Below are 21382 nucleotides of genomic sequence, written 5' to 3'. Positions count from 1 at the left end.
GTTTAGTATTTAATTGTTTAAAAATTTATATCAGTAAGAAGTCCTGTTGATTATAATTCGTTTTTAATATTTGTTAATTGTGTGCGTATCGTTTCTAATTTTCGAATAATTTCAAACTTATCCAGTGTTTTCTTTTGTCCTTCTTTCAAATGGGTTTTGGCACCTTCCAGCGTAAAACCTCTTTCTTTGACCAAATGATAGATCAATTGTAAATTAGTGATGTCCTCCGGAGTAAACATTCGATTGCCTTTAGCATTCTTTTTTGGTTTCAGAATATCAAATTCATTGTCCCAAAAACGAATCAGCGATGCATTCACGTCAAATGCTTTGGCTACTTCGCCAATGCTGTAATATCTTTTATCTTTAGAAAGTTCAATATGCATGTTTTTTTATTTTAATCTTTTCTTTGAACACTTCTTTTATAAACTGTTAAGACTGAATACGGAACACTCTTTTGGAGCATTAGTCTAATGATTGATTTTCCTGATTCGCCAATTGTGCAATGGCAACATACTCCACTGCCGAAATATTGCCGTAATAAAAATTAAGCGGATTCACCACTTTTTTGTTCTTGAGAACCTCATAATGCAAGTGCGGTCCTTCGGATCTTCCCGTGCTTCCCACATAACCTATAACATCTCCTCGTTTTACGCGTTGTCCCGCTCTAGCTTTATATTTGCTCAAATGTGCGTATAAAGTTTCGTATCCAAATCCATGCCGAATAACAATATGATTTCCATATCCTGAGGCGGTATTGTCTGCTTTTGCTACCACTCCGTCGCCGGTGGCATAGATGGGAGATCCTGTTTTAGCTGTGAAATCCATGCCTTTATGCATTTTTCTCACTTTTGTAAAAGGATCTGTTCGGTATCCAAAACCAGATGCCACTTGTTTTAAATTTTCATTTCGTACTGGCTGAATGGCAGGAATAGCTGACAAAAAATCACTTTTGGCTTCTGCCAATTTCAAAATCGCATCCAATGATTTTGACTGAACCGCTAATTCCTTGCTAAGGACATCAATCCTTTTTGTGGTATTCATTACCAACTGGGAATTGTCATAACCTTCTAATACTTTATACCTATTTTTTCCGGGTAATCCCGCTTTTCGAATAGAATCAGGAATCGCCGATTTGTTAAAATACACACGATACAAATTATTATCTCGATCTTCAATGGCTTCAATAACACCATTTACCTGATCCATTTTTTTGTTCAGCAGCGCATAATTCAATCTCAAATTTTCAATTTCACGCGCTTGTAAACGGTCTTTTGGCGTTTCAAAATAAGGAGTGTTCAATAAAACAATAAAACTCAAAAAACCAAACAATACCGATGCCAATAAAAACAGGATAATAACACCAAATTTTCTTCTTTTTCGTGTTTTTATTTTTCTATAGGCTAGATTTTCGGAATCGTAATAATATTTTACTTTCGACATATTTTAAAATACCCTATTTTTGCACACTGTAAAAGGTTAGACGAACAAATTTAATAAATGTTTCATTTGTTACACCCTTTTTTCAATAATAAATAAAATAATGTGCCTATTCCAGCTATTCGTTGCAAGTTCTCGTTTATAAATCTTTTTTTCTAATGAGTCAGCAGGAGCTTCCTCCGGCCGCTCTGCCACCTCAAGAAAAAATAAATCTATAAATCTCGAAGCTTTATACTGTTATCTGGGGCAAAAAATGTTGATTTGATCGTTTGGTCATTCGTTTATGCGATACAGCCGATTAACCAAATTAACAAATAACCGAACAAACAATAAAAATGAAATCACAAGACGTACGTAAACAATTTCTGGATTTTTTTGCATCAAATGGACATTTGATTGTTCCATCAGCACCCATAGTTCTTAAGGATGACCCAACACTGATGTTCAACAATTCAGGAATGGCGCAGTTCAAAGAATATTTTCTTGGGAACGCCACGCCAAAAAGCAATAGAATTGCCGATACACAAAAATGTCTTCGTGTTTCAGGAAAGCATAATGATCTGGAAGATGTAGGTTTTGACACCTACCATCACACCATGTTTGAAATGCTTGGTAACTGGTCTTTTGGTGATTATTTCAAAAAAGAAGCCATCAACTGGGCTTGGCAACTTTTAACAGAAGTGTATAAAATTCCAAAAGAAAATTTATACGTTTCCGTATTTGAAGGAAATCCGGATGAAAATGTACCATTCGATCAGGAAGCTTGGGATATTTGGAAGGAATTAATTGACGAAGACCGAATCATTCTTGGAAACAAAAAAGACAATTTCTGGGAAATGGGCGATCAAGGACCTTGCGGACCTTGTTCAGAAATTCACGTTGACATTCGTTCTGCAGAAGAGAAAGCTTTAGTTTCAGGAAAAAGTTTAGTGAACAATGACCATCCGCAAGTTGTGGAAATTTGGAACAATGTATTTATGGAATTCAACCGTAAAGCTGACGGTTCTTTAGAGAAATTACCGGCACAACATGTTGATACCGGAATGGGGTTTGAGCGTTTGTGTATGGCATTGCAAGGAAAAACTTCTAATTATGATACCGATGTTTTCACGCCACTTATTGAAAAAGTAGAGCAAATTACAGGATTAAAATACACTTCAAACGAAGTTTTAAATATCAGCGAAGAGCAAAATAAAACCAATATCGCTATTCGTGTAGTGGTCGATCACGTTCGTGCGGTAGCTTTTGCTATTGCTGATGGACAATTGCCCTCAAACACAGGTGCTGGTTATGTAATTCGTAGAATTTTACGTCGTGCCATTCGTTACGGATTTACGTTCTTGAATACCAAAGAACCGTTTATCAATCAACTGGTTGCTGTTTTGGCCAATCAAATGGGGGAGTTTTTTCCGGAAATCAAATCGCAACAACAATTGGTTACGAATGTGATTCGTGAAGAAGAAGCTTCTTTCTTGAGAACATTAGACCAAGGATTACAATTATTGGAAAATGTAGTTGCCGAAACTAAAGGGGCAACCGTTTCTGGAACAAAAGCATTTGAATTATACGATACTTTCGGATTCCCAATTGACTTGACCGCATTAATTCTTAGAGAAAAAGGATTCGAATTGGACGAAGCTGGTTTTAACGCTGCCATGCAAGAACAAAAAACACGTTCACGTGCTGCGTCAGAAGTTTCTACCGAAGATTGGTCAGTATTGATTCCTGGAAATGTAGAAACATTTGTAGGATACGACCAATCAGAAAGTGACGTAAAAATCACTCGCATCCGTAAAGTTGACAGTAAAAAAGACGGTATTTTATACCAAATCGTTTTGGACAACACGCCATTCTATCCAGAAGGTGGTGGACAAGTTGGGGATAAAGGAACATTGGTTTCTGCAAATGAAACTATCGAAATCATCGACACCAAAAAAGAAAACAACCTGATTTTACATTTTACAAAACAATTACCAGAAAATGTAAATGTTGGTTTTGTTGCCAAAGTAAATCAGGATTTGAGAAGCTTGTCTTCTAGAAATCACTCGGCTACACACTTGATGCACCAAGCCTTGAGAAGTATTCTTGGAACTCACGTAGAGCAAAAAGGATCCTTGGTAAACCCAAACTACTTGCGTTTTGACTTTTCTCATTTTGCTAAAATGACGGAAACCGAATTGCAACAAGTGGAAGATTTTGTAAACGCAAGAATTCAAGAGCAATTGCCATTAATTGAAAGACGAAATATTCCTTTTGCGCAAGCAGTTCAAGAAGGAGCGATGGCTTTGTTTGGAGAGAAATATGGAGACCATGTACGTGCTATTAAATTTGGCGAAAGCATGGAGTTGTGCGGTGGAATTCATGTGAAAAATACGGCTGAAATCTGGCATTTCAAAATCGTTTCGGAAGGAGCGGTTGCTGCGGGAATTCGTCGTATCGAAGCGATTACAAGTGATGCGGTAAAAGCACATTTTGCTTCGTATGAAAACACTTTAAATGAAGTAAAAACAGCCTTGAAAAATCCTCAGGATATTTTGAAAGCCGTTCATTCGATGCAGGAAGAAAATGCCAAATTGACCAAACAAATTGAGGCTTTGGTAAAAGATAAAGTTAAAAATTTGAAAGCGAGTTTAATTGCTGAAATACAGGAAATAAACGGTGTCCAATTCTTGGCAAAACAAGTAGATTTGAATCCGGAAGGAGCTAAAGATTTAGCGTATGAATTAGGAAATTTAGGGAATAACTTATTTCTAGTTTTGGCTACAGCCGACGAAGAAAAACCAATGTTAACCTGTTATGTTTCTAAAGAATTAGTCGCTGAGAAAAACCTAAATGCAGGACAAGTAGTTCGTGAATTGGGTAAATTTATTCAAGGTGGCGGTGGCGGACAACCGTTTTTTGCTACAGCAGGAGGGAAGAATGTCGCAGGAATTCAGCAAGCTTTGGAAAAAGCAGTTGAGTTTGTAAAGTAGAACAAATTTATTTTTTATAATAAAAACCCTTTTAGAGCTTAAGTTCTAAAAGGGTTTGTTGTTTGATAATCTGTTACTTATAGGGTTGTATTTGGTTTAAAAACAGCAGTTTAACCGAAATATAGGAATTGTAACGATGAATATTGTAGCTTTTATTTTATTTTTTTAGGTTTGATTTATATAGAGCTAAAAAGGTTTTATAAAGGGTTAATACGATTTGTTTAATTATTATGAAACAGAAAAAATATATATTTTGGGTCTTATCAATTTTTTTATTGACACTTTATTCGTGCTCAAATGATACTGACGGGGGTGTAAAATTGCTAAAAAAGACAGTTGAGATTTCCGCAGATGGAACTTCCGCAACAACTTTATTTACCTATAACGGTGGTGAAATTGCCAGTATTGACGGTGTTCAGAAACGTACAGATTTTACGTATACCGATGGTTTGATTACAAAAGTTGTAACGTTAAATAAAATAAATCAACAAAGTGAGACTATTGAATATAGTTATCTGGAGGGAAAATTGGTTGAAGCGGAGTCTTTAGGTAATTATAGAATAAATTACATTCATAATTCAGATAAAACCGTTTCTTATGAAAAATTAACGATTAATTCAGGGAATCAGGAAGTAAAAGAATTTCACGGAACATTGTATTTTGAAAACGAAAATCTCATCAAAGAGGAAAGGATATTGGATAATACTGCACCAGGTGTTTTGTCAAAATATAGTGTGAGTTTTGATTATGATTCTAAGCACAATCCGTTGTATAATATATTGGGATACAAAAAACTATTGGATTATAATGAAGGAATCTCGTCAAATAATAGTTTAATAAGTACAGTAATTACAAGTGTTTCTAAAGACGACCAAATAACATCTTCTGCTAATTTTTATAAAAGTTCTTTTAAATACGATTTAGATAATTACCCAACGGAACAGGTTTCAGAAAATGCTAGTGCTACTAATAGAAATGCCGGTTATCTGAAATCAGTATACTTCTACTAAGAAAATATTTATTTTTATAACAACCCTTTCAGCATAGTAAACTCTGAAAGGGTTTTTTAATTTAAAGCATGTCTGATGAATGAAAAAAGAGTGAAACACCATTTAATTCGCTAAAATTATTCAAATTTGCAGTAAATAAAATAACAATGCAATTCAGGACCCCAGTACCTATTTCTAAAAGTAATCATCCTTTAGATTACAATTCAAAGATTGTCTCTTTAGGTTCTTGTTTTGCAGAAAATATTTCTGAAAAATTCCAATATTTTAAATTTCAAAACACCATAAATACTTTCGGGATAATTTTTAATCCGGTTTCTATTGAAAAAATTATTGATAAAGCCATACATGCGACTTTATTCACGGAAGAAGATATTTTTTTCTATAACGAACGCTGGCATTGTTTTGATGTGCATTCGGATTTGAGTAATTCAAATAAAGAGGATTTATTAGCATCTTTAAACGCAATATTTGAATCAACAAAACTGCAATTACATCAAGCTTCTCATGTTATTATCACGTATGGAACATCGTGGGTCTATCGAAATATTGAAAGCGATTCTATTGTGGCGAATTGTCATAAAGTGCCACAAAAGAAGTTTCAGAAAGAATTACTTTCAGTTGAAACGATAAAAGAAAGTCTGGTAAAGACAACCAAATTAATTCACTCGGTAAATCCTGATTGTAACATCATTTTCACAGTTTCGCCAGTGCGTCACATAAAAGACGGTTTTGTCGAAAATCAAAGAAGCAAATCACATTTGATTTCCGCAATCCATCAAGTTTTAGAGGAATCTGAAATCTGCAATCTAAAATCTGCAATCTATTTTCCTTCCTACGAAATCATGATGGATGAACTTCGGGATTACCGTTTTTATGCCGAAGATATGTTGCATCCCAATCAAGTGGCAATCGATTATATCTGGAAGCGTTTCAAAGAAACTACCATTTCAGAAATGGCTTTTGCTACGATGGAAGAAGTAGAGAGTATTCAAAAAAGTTTGTCTCACAGACCTTTTAATCCTGATTCAGAAAGTCACCTGAAGTTTGAATCCAAACTCAAAGAAAAAATCACTAAATTGGTTTCACAATATTCATTCATGAAATTTTAATTATGCTTAGAAGAATACTTATTGGAATAGGAATTATAGTTGGGATATTTTTATTATTTAAATTTTGTGAATTCAAGAAAAACGATGATTCCGATATCGATTACAACACGAATCTCATTCAGCAGCAAATTGTAAACGTAGGCAAACTAGTTGTTACCGAAGGTCATTTCTCGGAAGTATTGACTTACAAAAATCAAGAAAAATATTTAATGGAGATGCTTTCTTTCGAGAAAAAAGCACTCATTGTTGTCAATGCCGATGTTACAGTGGCTTATGATTTGCGTAAAGTCGTTTACGATATTGATGAGAAAAATAAAACGATTACCATAAAATACATTCCAAAAGAAGAAATAAAAATCAGTTCCGATATTCAATTTTATGATGTGGAACAAAGTAAATTGAATCCGTTTACGGGAGATGATTACAACAAAATCAATAAATCGGTTAAAGCGAATCTTGCCAAGAAAATTGAAAAATCGTCATTGAAAACGAATGCTCAAAACCGACTAATAAGTGAATTGTCTAAAATATTAATTCTGACCAATACAATGGGTTGGAAATTGCAATACGAAGGAAAAGTAATCGAAAGTGAAAAAGATTTTGGACAAAAAATAAAATTGTAAAAAGTAATAATAACACTAATTTCACGAATTAATTTGTGTTAATTCCTGAAATTAGTGTTTAAATTCTCTGTCCGCTTCCTTGAAGTAATTTTAAGCTTTCTCTTTGTCAAAAATTAAATCCAAACCACCAATAATCAAATGCGCTACTTCGGGTCTTTTTTCTTTTAATTGATCGAGATAAACCATTATTTCCTGTAGTAATTGTGGTTCATTTCTGTCTTTCAAAAGCTCAGTGATTTCAACAGCTAACAACCAATCGTTTGGATGGTTGTTACGTAATTTATCAAAAATTGGTACCAAAGAAGTTTCTGTATCCTTGGTTTCTCTTATGTTTCGAATCGTTTGGTATAAAACCTCTAAATCATCACGTTCCGCGGTGTGTTTCGCCTTGATAGTTTTACTTGTTGGCACATGCGAAATTAAATTAAAACTATTCACATCAGCAGGACCAGAAAAAGCCGAAACCACTTTTTTACCTACAGCCATATCATAATTTCCCCATTCCGGTTGAAACAAAATAGTTTCTCTGTGTGTCACGGTACAATTCTTTAAACTGATTAAAATAATCTCTCCGTGTAGGTTTCTCGATCCGGTAATGATTTCTCCTTTTACGATAATATCACCTTCAAATTCAAGCGTTACGCTTTGATTTTCAGTAATAGAATAGGCACTTAAATCTCTTGGGCTCATGTCTTCAATCGCAAGATTTATTCCTTTTAGTTTTCCAATAGGACTTCCAAAACCTTCGGCATGTTTAGCAGTTCCATGACCCACTAATTCTTTTTCTCTATATGATAATGCTGTTTTTCCTGTTGTTTGGATATAAACGGGTTTTCCTTCTTCTTCGATAACATTGGTGAAAACTCCCGAAATTTGAATTCCGGTGCTCAATTCAATCGTTCCTAAAGCATTGGAATGAATCAGCTTATTAATTCCTGATAATCCTCCAGTACGCAACGCCATTTTATTGGCAAACTCTTCCAAAACCAAACTTAAATAAGCAAAATCTGGAGTGACATAAAGCTGTGGTTGCAGTTTCGTAATATCAAAACTTTGGTTGGCTGCCGATAGGTCGTAAGGGATTTTTTTTACATTATCCGTCATGCACCAGGCGCTTTCTCCAATAGACGAAAGCAGTCCGGCACCGTATATTTTTGGATTGTCAATAGTTCCAATCAAACCATATTCCACGGTCCACCAATGCAGGTTTCTGATTTGCGCCATTTCCGATAATTCGCCCATGTTATTCTGCAAATCTTCCACTGCTTTTTCGGCAGCATCAATATCGGCTTGAGGCGTATCTTCGGCTTCTTTCAGGATAGAAAGTAGTCGGATGGCTTCATACATTTGGTAATCTTTGTGCGAAGAAATCGCTTTGCATCCTATCTCACCAAAACGACGCAGGTATTCCGCATATTCGGGATTGGCAATAATGGGCGCATGACCGGCACCTTCGTGAATAATATCTGGTGCAGGCGTGTATTCTATATGCTCAAGCTGGCGAATATCAGATGCAATTACAAGGACATTATATGCTTGAAACTCCATAAAAGCATTCGGTGGAATAAATCCGTCAACGGCTACTGCAGCCCAACCAATTTCGGTCAGAATACGGTTCATGCCATACATACTAGGAATGTTGTCGACTTCGATTCCTGTTTTTTTCAAACCTTCCAAGTAGGAACTATGAGCCACTTTTGATAAATAATCCACATTTTTGCGCATCACATAACGCCAAACCGCTTGATTTATGGGCGTATAATCGCTATAATCCTGAGGCTTAATAAATTGCTTTAAGTGTTTTGGCAATCGGTCCAATAACGGATTACTTTCTATAGTTGTGTTCATATCGAAAACGTTGTAGTTCAACTGCAAAAGTACGAATTTCAGGAGCTATTTCCCGCTTTTCATTGCAAGTTTTTGCAAACCCGTTTGTTTTTCTAAAGTTTATAAAATAGCTTCCTCCGGTCGCTTTTTATAAACAAGAAAAACCAAAACGGCTTTCGCAAAAAGCTTTTCATTGCAATCGGGGCTAGGGAAGTTGTGGTGTAATTTGAGATTAGGTCTGATTTAAGATAATTTTTGCGGCATTCTGTCATTGCGAGGAACGAAGCAATCACACTAAAATATTTCTCAAAGAAATTACGCTTCGTTTGTCATTCTCGTTTAGGTCTATAAAAATTTTAAAGCTGTTAGTGCAGTAATAGAAATTGCTATAACAATCCAATTGTTTTTGGTTGGTTTGTATTTCTGTCTGAATTCTATATTATTTAATAGTACTACGATTGTTGTAAATCCAATTGCCATTACACCTAAAATAAATTTTGAAACCAAATCTAGCGCACTAGGATTGAGTAGGTTTAATCTGTAAGAGTTAATTATCAATATTACTACAAACATAATCCAAGTTATAATACTCATAACCCAGCCTTTTGATACGTTTTTAATTAAAAGTAACGCTGATGAAATAGCAATAAGAGAAACGATTACTAAAGTTGAATTTGTTCTGAGAGCCATTTGAACAATACTCTGATGGTCCACTAATGGGTTTTTCCATAAAAAAATATAATATTCAGTACATGTTATGTAGACAAAAAATAATATAACAAGTCCACAACAAATCTGAATTCCTGATAGAATAAATTCAAATATTCTCCAACTATGCTTCATTGAGTTTTTTACTTTAAAGGTTTTGTATTCTCATTGTTGTGGGCACAGAATGCAATTCTGCGCGAACGGTTGTGCATATCTGCGCGATCGACTACTTCATCAACTCAAACACCAAAACCTGCGTTTTTTGTTTATCTGAAAAATTATTATCTGAAACAAAAATGATAGATGGATTGCCATTTGTCAATTTTGGTCCAAAAGTAAGTCCTTCAATATTATCAATAAAAATCCCTAAATCATCCATGTTTAGAATCAGTTTTTTAGAAGCTAATTCCAATTTCTGGTTTTGTAACGAGGGGTAATTTTTAACGTTAGTTGCCTTTTTTAAATCACACAAAAATACTTTTACCGTGCAGGTTTGCGTACCTGTAGAGTACGAACGTTCCACAACCAGCAACTGGTTTTTACCATAATACTGAATTGCCGAAATGCCATTTACGGCAAAAGCTTCTTTTGGACTGGGCTCATGTGCAATGGGCTCCAGTTGGTACCCGTATTGGGCGGTGTTGTTCTTTGTTTTGGCATTAAATTGATACAATCGAATCAAACCTCCTTTGCTGGTATTGGCTTGGTCGCCATCTTCAAATAGCGGCTCTTCAATGTTGGTGTAAATATTTTTGTAGTTTTTGTCAAAAGTAATTCCTTCTAAAGTTCCATTATTTCTCGGACCTTTTTCCAGTTTCTGCATTTTTAAATTTTCCGGTAATGTGACATTGCCAAGAAAATCACCTTTTAAATCCATGAAATTTATCGATGGATTTTGTAAAACCGTCTTGTCTGCTGTGAGCACGTGAGCTCCTTCGCTACTCCAAATTAAGGAATTGGTTTTAGGATTGAATCGGATGTCTTCGGGATCGGCTGAGGTTGATGGGATGGTGTTCCAATTGCCATAATTTTCTCCTGCTTCATTTTTTAAAGTAATGACAGCTGTGAAATCAATACTTTCTAATTTGTTTTCGACCAAACGAATTTTTGCAGTGTAAAATCGGGAATCATTAGTCTGGGATCTTTCATCGCTTATCAAGTAATACAAATCGTTTTTCGCATCATAATCGATTCCGGATAAACCGCCCACTTTTGTATTCTGAAAAGTTTTATCAAATGGAATTTCGATCGAACTGATTAGCCTTAAACTGGGAGTTGGTTTGTTTTCAATGGTTTGTTTTAAATTGGAGCAAGAAAGAAGAACGGCTGGTAAAACAACGAGAAATAAAAGTTTACGCATGAAAGAATGTGTTACTATTTGCAAAAGTGAACTGATGTCTGGATTAAAAAGCTGCTGTAAAAACTACGGATTGTTAATTTTATTTTTTTTCGGCATTGCGGAAATACTCAATTTTATAATTGAACATTTCAGCCATATTTTTGGCGCGTAGTTTTGCTTCTTCGGCTAATGGACCTGCAAATAAACTATCGGTAGTTTCTGTGAAAATTTCCATCCAACGCTCAAAATGTTCCTTGGCAACCGGTAATTGTTTGTGTGGTGGAAACGGGCTTCCGGAATAAGAATGTACTTCGAGTAAAATAGTTTGCCAAAAACGATACATTTTTTCCAAATGATCGGGCCAGTTATTGCCTATTTTTTCGTTGAATATGGGTCCAATAAAGCTGTCTTTTTGAACTTTAGAATAGAAGGTGTCAACAAGTAATTTGATGTCTTCCAAGTTGGTAATATCAGTGAGTGTTGTCATGATTGGGTGTAAAAAAGCCTACGCAAAGGTAGGCCTTTATGCTGAAAATGGATAATTCTTTTACCCAATTAAATGCGTAAATAAATCTTGCTTTTCATTGAGGTATTTAAACTCAAAACCTTTGTTCGTCATCTGGGATTTGATGGATAGAATGTCATTTTTGTTTTTTAGTTCTAATCCAACTACTGCAGGACCTACCTCACGACTGTTCTTTTTGGTAAATTGAAAATAGGTAATGTCATCATCAGGGCCTAAAATATCATTTACAAATTCCTTTAATGCACCAGGACGTTGCGGAAACTGAATCATGAAATAATGCATTAATCCTTCATACAGTAAAGAGCGTTCCTTTATTTCGGCAGTTCTTTCAATGTCATTGTTACTTCCGCTGACGATGCAAACTATGTTTTTGCCTTTTATTTGGTCTTTATAAAAGTCCAAAGCCGCAATGGCTAACGCTCCGGCAGGTTCAACAACCATGGCTTCTTCGTTATACAATCGCAAAATAGTGGTACATACTTTCCCTTCGGGAACCAGAATGATATCATCTAAATTTTTACTGCAAATTTCAAAAGTGATGTCGCCTACCTGTTTTACCGCTGCGCCATCTACAAATTTGTCAATGGTTTCCAGTGGTGTGTTTTTGCCATTGGCAATAGATGTTTTCATCGAAGGAGCGCCTTCGGGTTCTATACCAATAATTTTGGTATTGGGGCTCAACTGTTTAAAAACCTCCGAAAGTCCAGCCGCCAATCCGCCACCGCCAATAGGGATAAATACATAATCGATAGGATCCTTAAACGATTCTAGAATCTCTAATCCGACTGTACCTTGACCTGCAATGACTTTTACGTCATCAAACGGGTGAATAAAAGCTTTGTTGCTTTGTGTTGCGTCTGCTACGGCTTTTGCGTAAGCGTCATCAAAAGTATCTCCTATTAAAACAATTTCTGCATATGATTTTCCAAACAACTGTACTTGTTTTACTTTTTGTTTAGGTGTTGTTTTGGGCATGTAAATCTTGCCCATTATTTTTAACAGATTACAAGAGTATGCCACTCCTTGTGCATGATTTCCCGCGCTCGCGCAAACAATACCCTGCTTTTTTTCTTGTTCAGTAAGAGAACTCATTTTGTTGTAGGCTCCTCTGATTTTGTAGGAGCGAACGATTTGTAAATCTTCACGTTTTAGCAGGATGGTTGATTCGAATTCATCGGAAAGATTCAGGTTCTCAGTCAATGGAGTAGCGGGAACCACTCCTTGTAACTGATTTTTTGCCGCTAATACTTCTTTAAATATATTCATGATTTTCTTTATTACATTTCAAAAATTACGCTCTTATGATTTAAAAATTCGTTATTGATGGGCTGTTTTGTTGGGTCATTTTTCTCCATGTCCAAAACCTTTTTGTGGATTCCTTCACTCGATTTGATGATAGCGATTCTGGAACTTCTGACGAATTCTATTAAGCCAAATTTGTCCAGTTCCTGAAGAAGATTGTTTACTTCTTCATCTTGTCCTGTGGCTTCAAAAACGGTGTAATCTTCTTGTATTACTACTGCCTTTGCGCCATATTCTCTCAATAATCGTTCAACTTTTACCTCTTTCATAATGATAGCAGTAGGCACTTTGTACAAAGCCATTTGTTGCCAGATAATTTCGTCATTAGTATTACAATATACTTTGAAAACATCTACTATTTTTTCTATTTGACGAACCAGATTTTTTACCACTGTTTCGGTCTCTTTTACCACGATGGTAAATCTATATATTTTTTCGATTTCACTAGGGGATGTATTCAGACTTTCTAAACTAATTTTTCTCCGAGAGAACATGATGGCAATTTTGTTGATTAAACCTACTTGATTTTCGGTGTAGATGGTTAATGTATATTCTTGTTTCATCGCTTTTATTTTTTTAAATTTCCTTTTTTGGGTTTGGAGTTTAGATTTCTTCTTTGCTTAAAATAATTTCTGCTACCCCTTTTCCTTGCATCACCATGGGGAAAACATTGTCTTCATGAATTACTGCCACTTCCAATAGGAATGCACTTGGATGATCCAACATTTGCTTCAGGCTTTCCCTTAAGTCTTCTCTTTTGGAAACTTGCCTTCCGTCAATTTTATATCCTTTGGCAACTTGAACAAAATTGGGGCTTTGAATATCTGTAAAGGAGTATCTTTTTTCATGAAATAATTCTTGCCATTGGCGTACCATTCCTAAAAAACTATTGTTGAGAATTAAGATTTTTACATTGGGTTGAAACTGCATAATGGTTCCTAGTTCCTGGATGTTCATTTGTGCACCTCCATCGCCCATAATGGCTATGACTTGTCTTTCAGGCGCACCAAATTTAGCCCCAATAGCAGCTGGCAAGGCATATCCCATGGTTCCTAAACCGCCACTGGTGATGTTGCTTCGGGTTTTGTTTTGTTTGGCATAGCGGCAGGTTACCATTTGGTGTTGGCCTACATCGGTAACAATAACGGCATCGCCTCCCGTTAATTCGTTAAGTATGTTTATTACTTCCCCCATAGTCAAGCCGCCTTCGGTAGGATGTAGCTCTTTTTGAATTACTACGGTGGTTTCTTTTTCTCTTTTTATTTCAAATTCGTTGAACCATTCTCGATGTATTTTTTTATCTAATAAATGGGTGAGCAAGGGCAATGTTTCTTTGCAATCTCCCCAAACAGGGACGGTCGTTTGAATGTTTTTGTCAATTTCAGCCGGGTCAATATCCATATGGATAATTTGAGACTGTTTGGCATATTTATCCAATCGCCCAGTAACCCTGTCGTCAAAACGCATTCCTACTGCAATCAAAACATCGCATTCGTTAGTTAAATAATTCGGGCCGTAATTGCCGTGCATCCCAAGCATGCCTACGCCCAGCGGATGGTCTGTAGGAATCGCGCTCATTCCCATAATGGTCCAAGCGGCTGGCAATCCCGCTTTTTCAATAAAAGCTTGGAATTCTTTTTCGGCATTGCCTAATAATACGCCTTGACCAAATATTACGAATGGTTTTTTGGCTTGGTTGATTATGACGGCCGCTTTCTCAATGTATGCTATACGAACATTTGGTTTTGCACGGTAACTTCTGACATGAATACAAGGTCTGTAGCCAATATAATCAAACAATTGTAATTGTGCATTTTTGGTAATATCTATTAAAACGGGACCTGGCCGCCCGCTTTTTGCAATAAAAAAAGCCTTTGCAATTGCTTCAGGAATCTCTTTGGCATCTGTAACCTGGTAGTTCCATTTTGTTATTGGGGTCGTTATGTTGATGATGTCGGTTTCCTGAAAAGCATCGGTGCCTAATAAATGAGCAAATACCTGTCCAGTGATGCAAACTAACGGAGTGGAATCTATCATCGCATCGGCCAAGCCTGTTACCAAATTGGTTGCGCCGGGTCCGCTAGTCGCAAAAACAACACCCGTTTTTCCGCTTACTCTTGCATAGCCCTGAGCCGCATGAATAGCGCCTTGTTCGTGACGCACTAATATATGATTTAGCTTGTCTTTAAAGTCATAAAGTGCATCGTATATTGGCATAATGGCTCCTCCGGGATAGCCAAAAATAGTATCTGCTTTTTCAGATAATAAAGCGTCAATAACGGCAAGACTGCCTGTTGTATTGATTGTTTTGGTTTTTTCTTTTAGTGAGCGTACTGTTGTTTTCATTTTTTTGTTTTTGTTTCTGGATTTTTATGAGTTTTCTGTTTTGGGTATTGTGTTAGATTTAAAAAAAAAAAGCCTTTCTCAGTTTTAGATGAGAAAGGCTGATAGTTGATACTATAATCCTGACTCGTCATGTGAAACGAATAATGATAATTACGATAATGATAATTGTTGCTAAATTTTTCATAGTTGATTTAAATAAAAAAACCTCCCGATGTGGGAGGTTTGATAAATTGTATATTGCTTACTTATTTATATAACACCTCGCCATTATTGTTGAATTACAATAATGTTAATAGCGATAATAATGTTATTTAAGTTGTTCATTGTTTTTGTTTGAGCTGCAAATATATAGATTATCTGATAAGATCATATCAAAATATTTATTTTTTTGAAGCCGAAGGCGGGAATTGTTCTAAAATTTTTGCCACAAATTCATTGATTTGTTTTTCTTTTTCATTGCGGTTTTCAGTCAAATATCCAACTCCTTCACCTTGCCAAACTAATTCTTTTTTCTTGGCATCGATTAAATCAATATACAATGTTCCTTCGGTTGAAGACGAAACATACGTACTGCGTCCTCCCCAGAAATAAGGATTCCATCCGTAACCCCATCCATAACCCCATCCGGCATTGTATTGGTTCACGTCAATTTTTTCTCTTTCTTTGGTGAGAATGTTAATCAGCAAATCTGGATTTTCACTTTTGGACATCCCTTTTCTGCTTAGTTCTCGGTCTATGGCATTAAGTATTCTTTTCTTATCCAATTCTGAAATTTCCACTCGATCGATGCCTTTTTTATGAAAAGCATACGTTTTGTATTGACTGAAATCTACATTATTATCATAATCTGAATATACTTTTACGGAACTGCAAGAGGCAATTACGAAAAGTAGAAATACGGGAAGGAGTTTCATTGCTTTCATGGTGTGATTATTTGATTACTATATATTTACTAAAGATATACTCAAGTTTTTTAAAAATCCAACAAATTGTCGGCGACTATATTAGGGATGGTAACTTTCAATAAAGGTTGCGTCTCCATCGCTCTTTTTATGGCAAATAGTGCTCCGTCATTTCTAGCCCAACTTCTTCTGGAAATCCCGTTGTTGACATCCCAGAAAAGCATTGATGCTAAACGCCTTGAAGCTTCTTTTGAACCATCAAGAACCATACCAAAACCACCATTAATTACCTCGCCCCAACCAACTCCTCCGCCATTGTGAATGGATACCCAAGTGGCACCTCTAAAGCTGTCACCAATAACATTTTGTATCGCCATATCAGCCGTAAAACGGGAGCCGTCATAAATGTTAGAAGTTTCTCTGTATGGGGAATCAGTGCCGGAAACATCGTGATGATCCCTGCCCAAAACTACTGTTCCTATTTCGCCTTTGGCAATAGCCTGATTAAAAGCTTCGGCAATTTTTACACGACCTTCGGCATCGGCATAAAGAATTCGGGCTTGTGAGCCTACAACCAGTTTGTTTTCCTGGGCGCCTTTTATCCAATGGATATTATCTTGCATTTGCTGTTGAATTTCTTCAGGTGCCGTTTTTGCCATTTCTTCCAGAACTTGACAAGCAATAGCATCTGTTTTGGCTAAATCGTCCGGTTTTCCCGAAGCACAAACCCAACGGAAAGGTCCAAATCCGTAATCAAAACACATAGGTCCCATAATATCCTGTACATAACTTGGATACCTGAAATCGATATGATTTTCTGCCATAATATCGGCACCGGCACGGGAAGCTTCCAGCAAGAAAGCATTTCCGTAATCGAAGAAATAGGTTCCTTTTGCAGTGTGTTTGTTAATTGCAGTTGTGTGTCTGCGTAACGTTTCCTGTACCTTTTCTTTGAATAAATCGGGATTGTTGGCCATCATTTCATTGGCTTCTTCAAACGAAATTCCAATTGGATAATAGCCTCCAGCCCAAGGATTATGTAAAGATGTTTGATCCGATCCTAAATCAATATGGATGTTTTCCTGATCAAATTTTTCCCAAATATCGACCACGTTTCCTAGATACCCGATAGAAACGATTTCTTCATTGGCTTTAGCCAAAACGACTCGTTGCACCAGTTTATCTATGTCTTCAATCACTTCGTTTATCCAGCCTTGACTGTGACGAATATGTGTTATTTTTGCATTTACTTCGGCACAAACGGTGATACAACCGGCAATATTTCCGGCTTTCGGTTGTGCGCCACTCATTCCGCCCAAACCAGAGGTTACAAATAAGCCACCTTTTGGACTGCGTTTTATTTTACGAAAACCATTCAAAACGGTAATGGTTGTTCCGTGAACAATTCCTTGCGGACCGATGTACATGTAACTTCCGGCAGTCATTTGTCCGTATTGAGAAACACCTAATGCATTCATTTTTTCCCAATCGTCCGGTTTAGAATAATTAGGGATTACCATTCCGTTTGTTACTACAACTCTTGGAGCTTCTTTATGTGATGGAAACAATCCCATCGGATGTCCGGAATACATCGTCAATGTTTGCTCATCGGTCATTTCCGATAAGTATTGCATCGTCAAAAGATATTGTGCCCAGTTTTGAAAAACAGCTCCATTCCCACCGTATGTAATCAATTCATGCGGATGTTGTGCTACGGCATAATCGAGATTATTTTGAATCATTAACATGATTGCTTTAGCTTGCTCACATTTTCCGGGATACTCGGCAATAGGTCTTGCGTACATTTTATAATCCGGACGCAAGCGGTACATATAAATACGACCATACGTTTCCAATTCTTCCGAGAATTCTTTTATTAATTCAGCGTGGTGTTGTGGTTCAAAATAGCGTAAGGCGTTACGTAACGCTAATTTTTTTTCTTCAATCGAAAGGATTTCTTTACGTTTTGGAGCGTGATTGATGTCTATTTCGTATGGTTTCGGTTTTGGTAAAACCGATGGAATTCCTTGTTGTATTTGTTCTTGAAAAGTCATGTTTTTTTATTGAAAAATTTAAATATTGAAAAATTTAAAGAAATAGCAATGTTTTCTACATTTTTATGTCTTCAAATTAACTCATTTTCGAATTGTATTTATACTCGATTCGCATTTTGTTCCTCATTTTAGTTAAGGAATGCAGCCAATAAAAAAAAACGACTATGGATAACGGATATCCGATCTATGGTAGGATTTGTATATTTTAATCCTATACTTTAATGATTGATTATCCATATTTTAGGGTTAGTTAATTTTGTGATTGAACACTGAAAACTGCTATCTGAAAACTGTTTACTTTTTATTCGTTCCTGTTTTTTTATCAAATCCATAAGGACAATGACGACAACCACTCTTACAGCAATAACCACGTTTTAAATGGTGTTTCTCAGTAAAACATTTATAGCCTTCAGGCGTGTAATAGAAATCTTCCCCTTCTATTAATTTATTTTCATTACTTTGGTCAATCATATTTGGGATTATTCGATTGTAAAATTCATGAAATCAACTCAAACGAATGAGTTTTTCATTAAATAGAACCATTTTATTATTACAAATTTATAAATTTTATAGCGAATGTTTCTGATTGTTGCTAAATATTTAATTCCTAAAGGATATCGCGGACTAACTGTATTTCCTTTTGTGTTTGTAAAATATGGTGTAGATAAAGAGAATGTCATTTTTATCAACCATGAAAAAATTCATCTTCGGCAGCAACTGGAACTTTTAATACTGCCTTTTTTTGTTTGGTATTTGTTAGAATATCTTGTTCGCTTGTTTCAATATAAAAATACCTATTTGGCGTATAGAAATATCAGTTTTGAAAGAGAAGCTTACGCTAATGAATCTAATTTTGAATATCTAAAAAGCAGGCCTTTTTTAGGTTTTAGGAACTATTTATACTTAAAAAATAAGTAGTGCTTGTCAGAATTATTTTAGGACTTAATACTATTTTGATGTTACTTTCGATTGCATTTTACGACTTTCTGTTTTTAATCTAAAACAATGTACAGGATTAACTTACAGTTTGTTAAAGTAATTTTTTATTGAAAATTATGAATCATTTAATTACTGATATTTAATATTTTGGAATTCAATTAATCGTAAGAAATGATGTAATTATAATATAAAAACATGTATTTAATCGATTATTTGTACTTTTTATCGATTTTTATACTAACTCTTATTCTATTTTTTTGTAACTTTAGATAAAAATAATTCAAAACAGATTTTTTTTCTAAAACCCTTGATTGTAAATGTGTGTTTTTAGCTTTTTTAGGACTCATAATAGGGCTTCTTTTTTTATAATTAAAATAATATACTGAAATAAAATGTCTTATAAAAGAATCTGATTTTAGACGAATTAATTTAATAAGCAAGCTTATGGACTCAAAATTACTTAGACGAACGCTGTTGATTGTTACTGGATTATTTTTACAGAACGGTGTCAATGCCCAGATGTATGTAAGTCCGAATAGTTACGTTTTTGCGAATAACGAAGTCGTTTTTATAAAACAGCAATTAGAGTTAAATGCTGCCAACAGTAACTTCTATTTAAGGAAAGACGCCCAGTTGGTTCAAGGTTCTACATCATCCGGAGCAAATAAAGGACTTGGGAGCTTATCTGTTTTTCAAGAAGGAACTACAAATAATTTTCAATTCAATTATTGGTGTTCGCCTGTTGGAGGGGGTGATGTAACTGCTGGAAACGCTGCTTTTGGAATTACTCAGCTTAAAGATATTGTAGACTTGACAAATAGTAATAATTCAACTCCTTTAGCAATGAACAATTACGATGGTACGGCTAGTCCTTTTGCAATTGCACCCTATTGGATTTTTAAGTTAACCGCTTCATCGGGCTATTCAGATTGGGTTTCGGTTGGGACAACTTCTGCAATAAATGCAGGAGAAGGATTTACGATGAAGGGAACTTCAGGGACCAATCTAACAACAGTAAATGGAATTGAAAACAACCCAGGAAGTAAACAAAGGTACGATTTCAGAGGGAAGCCAAATGATGGAACCATTTCTATTCCAGTTGCTGTCGAACAATTTACATTAACAGGAAATCCTTATCCATCAGCAATAGATTTGTCTGCTTTTTTAACAGATGCGACTAATTGTACTGGGATTGCTTATTTCTGGGAACAGGATAAAACAGTTGACACGCATTACATTGCCGAATACAAAGGCGGATATGGCGCTTTTTCACCTATAAGCAGACTGGGGTCTGGAATTTATGTTCCTGCAACCTTTTATTCTTATGACGGATCAGGTAATGAAGGAGGGGAGACCGGAACAGGAGGAGCTTATGAGAGACGTTTTAGTCCTGTTGGGCAAGGTTTCATGATTGATGGACTTGTAAATGGAACTGTGGAAATGAAAAATAGTTATAGAGTATTTGTTAAGGAAGCTCCACTAAATTATTCTCAATTTGAAAGAAATACAAGTTCTAATAAAACGAAAACTATCTCGGCTTACCTGTCAGATATTCCATCAGTATCCGGATTTGATTATAAAACGGTAAGTACAGTCCCAACACCGCAAATACGATTAAATACCTTATTGAACAATCAAGGAATTCGTCAGATTGTTTTGGCATTTGCTCCAGAAGCTACAGACGGAGTTGATCGCGCTATGGATGCAATATCCTCTAGTGATGATTCACCGGCAGATGTTTACTTTGTAATAGATGATGATGAGTATCTTATAAACACAGTAAGTTTTGATATGGATAAAAAAATTCCAATCGGTTTTAAAAATACTAATCAAGCCAATTTTAAGATTACAGTGAAAGAAATGTTGAACATTACAGCTGCTAATTCTGTTTATTTGCACGATAAAGCAACTGATTTATATCATGATATCAAAAACGATTTCTATGATTTGACATTGCCCGGAGGAGTGAACAATACACAATTTGAAATTACTTTTAAAAATAATTCGACTTTAGGAGTTGAGGATGCAGCGCATCAAAGCTTTGTGGTTTATCAAGACAATACCACTAAAAAACTAACAATTAGTAATCCTTTACTACTGGATCTTGCCACTTGCAATTTGTATGATGTAGCCGGAAAATTAATTTTCAATAAAAAAGATTTGGGATCAAACTCGTCTTATACCTTTTCTACTTCGGGACTTAGTGATGGAATTTATATCGTTAAAATAGCAACTAAAGATAAAATAGAAGTGGGTCAGAAAATAATCATCAGAAGATAAGAGTAAAT

Annotated in this window: 18 protein-coding genes; 6 read left to right on the top strand and 12 right to left on the bottom strand. The window is 35.5% G+C overall.

The features are described from left to right. Nucleotides 1-50: 50 nt before the first annotated feature. Both E0I26_RS12175 and E0I26_RS12170 read right to left on the bottom strand, forming a co-directional pair. The gene (locus E0I26_RS12175) at nucleotides 51-383 is read right to left on the bottom strand and encodes a MerR family transcriptional regulator (RefSeq protein WP_091165014.1); all 333 of its coding nucleotides are present in this window, start codon (nucleotides 381-383) and stop codon (nucleotides 51-53) included. 79 nt (nucleotides 384-462) lie between these two features. After that, on the bottom strand, nucleotides 463-1440 hold the full coding sequence (locus tag E0I26_RS12170; protein WP_131916743.1) for a peptidoglycan DD-metalloendopeptidase family protein: 978 nt from the start codon (nucleotides 1438-1440) through the stop codon (nucleotides 463-465). A 332-nt stretch (nucleotides 1441-1772) separates the two neighbouring features. Between E0I26_RS12170 and alaS the strand changes: the two genes are divergently transcribed. The 4 genes from alaS to E0I26_RS12150 all read left to right on the top strand — a co-directional run bounded on the left by alaS (nucleotide 1773) and on the right by E0I26_RS12150 (nucleotide 7151). Then, nucleotides 1773-4409, top strand: coding sequence for an alanine--tRNA ligase (gene alaS / locus E0I26_RS12165; RefSeq protein ID WP_131916742.1), 2637 nt, complete (start codon nucleotides 1773-1775; stop codon nucleotides 4407-4409). Nucleotides 4410-4729: 320 nt separating this feature from the next. Next, nucleotides 4730-5419 (top strand): hypothetical protein, encoded by a 690-nt coding sequence (locus E0I26_RS12160; protein ID WP_235831767.1) that lies wholly within the window; start codon nucleotides 4730-4732, stop codon nucleotides 5417-5419. Between the two features lie 146 nt (nucleotides 5420-5565). Next, a complete protein-coding gene (locus tag E0I26_RS12155; RefSeq protein WP_131916740.1) occupies nucleotides 5566-6528 on the top strand; it encodes a GSCFA domain-containing protein in 963 nt (320 codons plus the stop codon). Nucleotides 6529-6530: 2 nt separating this feature from the next. Next, nucleotides 6531-7151 (top strand): DUF4230 domain-containing protein, encoded by a 621-nt coding sequence (locus E0I26_RS12150; RefSeq protein WP_131916739.1) that lies wholly within the window; start codon nucleotides 6531-6533, stop codon nucleotides 7149-7151. 90 nt (nucleotides 7152-7241) lie between these two features. Here the strand turns inward: E0I26_RS12150 and E0I26_RS12145 are convergent, their stop codons facing one another. From E0I26_RS12145 to E0I26_RS16515, 10 genes are all read right to left on the bottom strand, one after another. Next, nucleotides 7242-8999, bottom strand: a complete 1758-nt coding sequence (locus tag E0I26_RS12145; RefSeq protein WP_131916738.1) for an aromatic amino acid hydroxylase — start codon at nucleotides 8997-8999, stop codon at nucleotides 7242-7244. Between the two features lie 324 nt (nucleotides 9000-9323). Continuing rightward, nucleotides 9324-9821, bottom strand: a complete 498-nt coding sequence (locus E0I26_RS12140; protein WP_131916737.1) for a hypothetical protein — start codon at nucleotides 9819-9821, stop codon at nucleotides 9324-9326. Between the two features lie 91 nt (nucleotides 9822-9912). After that, a complete protein-coding gene (locus E0I26_RS12135) occupies nucleotides 9913-11046 on the bottom strand; it encodes an esterase-like activity of phytase family protein (protein ID WP_131916736.1) in 1134 nt (377 codons plus the stop codon). Between the two features lie 79 nt (nucleotides 11047-11125). Continuing rightward, nucleotides 11126-11512, bottom strand: a complete 387-nt coding sequence (locus E0I26_RS12130) for a group III truncated hemoglobin (protein ID WP_131916735.1) — start codon at nucleotides 11510-11512, stop codon at nucleotides 11126-11128. Nucleotides 11513-11572: 60 nt separating this feature from the next. Beyond that, a complete protein-coding gene (ilvA, locus tag E0I26_RS12125; RefSeq protein ID WP_131916734.1) occupies nucleotides 11573-12817 on the bottom strand; it encodes a threonine ammonia-lyase IlvA in 1245 nt (414 codons plus the stop codon). 11 nt (nucleotides 12818-12828) lie between these two features. After that, nucleotides 12829-13416, bottom strand: coding sequence for an acetolactate synthase small subunit (gene ilvN, locus E0I26_RS12120; RefSeq protein ID WP_131916733.1), 588 nt, complete (start codon nucleotides 13414-13416; stop codon nucleotides 12829-12831). A gap of 40 nt (nucleotides 13417-13456) precedes the next feature. Continuing rightward, nucleotides 13457-15199 carry a biosynthetic-type acetolactate synthase large subunit gene (gene ilvB / locus E0I26_RS12115; RefSeq protein ID WP_131916732.1) on the bottom strand — a complete coding sequence of 581 codons (1743 nt, stop codon included), beginning with the start codon at nucleotides 15197-15199 and terminating at the stop codon, nucleotides 13457-13459. 380 nt (nucleotides 15200-15579) lie between these two features. Continuing rightward, complete coding sequence (locus E0I26_RS12110) at nucleotides 15580-16122, bottom strand: DUF4136 domain-containing protein (protein WP_131916731.1); 543 nt, start codon at nucleotides 16120-16122, stop codon at nucleotides 15580-15582. Nucleotides 16123-16172: 50 nt separating this feature from the next. Continuing rightward, nucleotides 16173-18155, bottom strand: a complete 1983-nt coding sequence (locus E0I26_RS12105) for a urocanate hydratase (RefSeq protein WP_131916730.1) — start codon at nucleotides 18153-18155, stop codon at nucleotides 16173-16175. A 294-nt stretch (nucleotides 18156-18449) separates the two neighbouring features. Continuing rightward, on the bottom strand, nucleotides 18450-18626 hold the full coding sequence (locus tag E0I26_RS16515; RefSeq protein WP_158634650.1) for a DUF5522 domain-containing protein: 177 nt from the start codon (nucleotides 18624-18626) through the stop codon (nucleotides 18450-18452). 105 nt (nucleotides 18627-18731) lie between these two features. Here E0I26_RS16515 and E0I26_RS12100 point away from each other — a divergent pair, with 105 nt between their 5' ends. Together E0I26_RS12100 and E0I26_RS12095 are read left to right on the top strand one after the other, a co-directional pair. Continuing rightward, the gene (locus E0I26_RS12100; protein WP_131916729.1) at nucleotides 18732-19073 is read left to right on the top strand and encodes a hypothetical protein; all 342 of its coding nucleotides are present in this window, start codon (nucleotides 18732-18734) and stop codon (nucleotides 19071-19073) included. A gap of 465 nt (nucleotides 19074-19538) precedes the next feature. Then, nucleotides 19539-21374, top strand: a complete 1836-nt coding sequence (locus E0I26_RS12095; RefSeq protein ID WP_131916728.1) for a T9SS type A sorting domain-containing protein — start codon at nucleotides 19539-19541, stop codon at nucleotides 21372-21374. Nucleotides 21375-21382 lie beyond the last annotated feature (8 nt).

This window comes from Flavobacterium rhamnosiphilum (assembly GCF_004349195.1).
Classification (GTDB): Bacteria; Bacteroidota; Bacteroidia; order Flavobacteriales; family Flavobacteriaceae; genus Flavobacterium; species Flavobacterium rhamnosiphilum.
This window is presented reverse-complemented; position numbering and strand designations above follow the sequence as displayed.